Below are 2,047 nucleotides of genomic sequence, written 5' to 3' on the forward strand. Positions count from 1 at the left end.
CAGCCAGGCGGCGCTGATCACGACGGCGGCGACCCCCGCGCCCCCGGTCACCTGATCGACGATCAGGCCGAGGATGCGCGGCACAAGCAGCGCCGAGGCGGAGCCGCCGAGCAGGCACACGATGACGCCGAGCACGAGCCAGCGCCGTCGCGCCATGATCCGGCCAACGACGCGCCAGGTCTGCCGTGGCGTGGCCACCCGGAGGCGGATCGAGGCGGCGTCGGACGGCTCCTCAGCGGGGTCGGTCAGCACGGGGGCGATCACTCGGTGTCCTCTCGGGGGGCGAGGCGGTGCACCTCGTGGCAGGCGGCGAGCAGCAGCGGGCTCGCGGTGATGACGACGACGGTCGCGGCGGCCTCCCGGAGCCCCTCGGCGATGCGCTGCTCGGTCACGGGGTCGACGGCGGTCGCGGGCTCGTCCAGGACGAGCACGCTCGAGGGGGCGTTGAGGGCGCGGGCGAGGAGCACGCGCTGGCGCTGCCCCCCGGACAGCCGCCGGCCGTTCTCGCCGAGCGGGGCGCGCCAGCCGCCGACGTGGTCGAGCACGTCGCCGAGCGCGGAGGCCGCGACGACGTGCCCGGCCGGCTCGCCCGTGCGCGCGGGGTCGGCCCCGCCGCCGACGGCCTCGCCGAGCGAGCCGGAGAACAGCACCGCGTCGTGCGGGGGAGCGAGCACGCGCTCCCGGCTCCGCTCGGGGCCGAGCCGGGTGGCGCAGACGCCATCGATCGTGAGTTCCCCCGGCAGGAGGGGGCGGCGATAGCCGAAGCCCGCGCTCAGCTCCCGGGCGTGCGTCGGCCCCTCGGGGACGATGCCGATCAGGGCCCCGTGCGGCACCCGGATTTCCCGGGGCCGCTCGGCTCCGTCGGAGGACCCCGGACGCCAGACGAGGGCCGCCCCCGGGGACGCCGCGTCGGCTTCCGCGCGGCCCGCGGCACCGAACGCCGCGGCGGAGCCGTCGTCTTCCGGCACGGCGAAGTCCTCCTCCAGCACCTCCAGCAGGCGGCGGGCGGACGCGCGCTTGTGCAGCCAGTTCGAGCCAAAGGTGCCGACGTGCGCCACCGCGTCCTGGAGAAATTGGGCGAGCCCGATCACGGTCACGAGCTCCCCGATGCTCAGCTCCCCGCGAATCGAGAGCAGCCCGGCGGCGAGAACGAGCCCGGCCAGGAACAGGGCCGCGATGAGGGTGCTCAGCGCCGAGTAGCGCAGCAGCAGCTGCGAGGACGCGATTGCCCCGGAGCGGGAGGCGCGGCTCGCGCTCCGGTACCGGCTGAGGGCCTCGGGCTGGGCGCGAATGCCGGTCAGCACACGCAGGCCCGCGACGAGATCCGTCGCCACCGCGCTCGCCTGCCCGGCGGAGCGCTGCTCCGCGAGGCCGCGGTGCTCCAGGGGGCGCGCGGCGGCGTGCATGACGACGAGGATGAGCGCGGTGGCCCCGAACACGCCAAGCCCGAGCGGCACCGAGATCAGGAGCAGCGACACGGCGGAGACGGTGATCGCGGTGAGCGTCGCGGCCTGCTGCACGACCGACCAGCTCACCCCCGCAACCCGGTAGGTGTCCGAGGTCGTGACCGAGAGCAGCTCACCCGGGCCGCGCCGCCCCCGAATCCCTCGCGAGTGCACGACCCGCGCCAGGGTGAGCTGGCGAAGGTCGTTCTCCGCGGTGCCGTAGACCCGCGTCATCAGCCGGGCCGAGCCACGATACGCGAGGGAGAGGACGAGGAAGTCCAGCGCGAGCAGACCGAGCCAGAGCGCGAGCTGCGCGGGATCGCGCGCGACGATCGCCCGGTCGATCGTGATCCCCACGAGGACCGGCACGAGCGCCTCGCCGCTCTGGTGGAGCACGGCGAGCGCGGTGGCGGCGAACAGGCGCGGTCCGCGCCCGTTCCCGGCGAGCGCGTGCCGCATCGGCGCGGGCGTTGGCGGGCGCGCGGAACGGACGGCGTCGGACGCCGGTGCGGGGTGAGGCATAGATCTAGGCTAAGGTTAGGCTACCCTTGTTGGGGTGGTTGAGCGGCCAGTTCGCGTCGCGGACCGGACACCGGAAACGG

At 75.2% G+C, this 2,047-nt stretch carries 2 protein-coding genes; both read right to left on the minus strand.

Translation table 11 applies throughout. The annotated features are described in order from the left end of the window. Positions 1-264 (minus strand): hypothetical protein (locus OOT08_RS13640; RefSeq protein WP_325093325.1); only part of this gene is annotated, 264 nt, incomplete at its 3' end. Continuing rightward, a complete protein-coding gene (locus tag OOT08_RS13645) occupies positions 261-1,967 on the minus strand; it encodes an ABC transporter ATP-binding protein (protein ID WP_325093327.1) in 1,707 nt (568 codons plus the stop codon). The genes OOT08_RS13645 and OOT08_RS13640, both read right to left, overlap by 4 nt. Positions 1,968-2,047: the final 80 nt, after the last annotated feature.

Source organism: Leucobacter sp. M11 (assembly GCF_035726885.1).
Taxonomy (GTDB): Bacteria; Actinomycetota; Actinomycetes; order Actinomycetales; family Microbacteriaceae; genus JAPFRB01.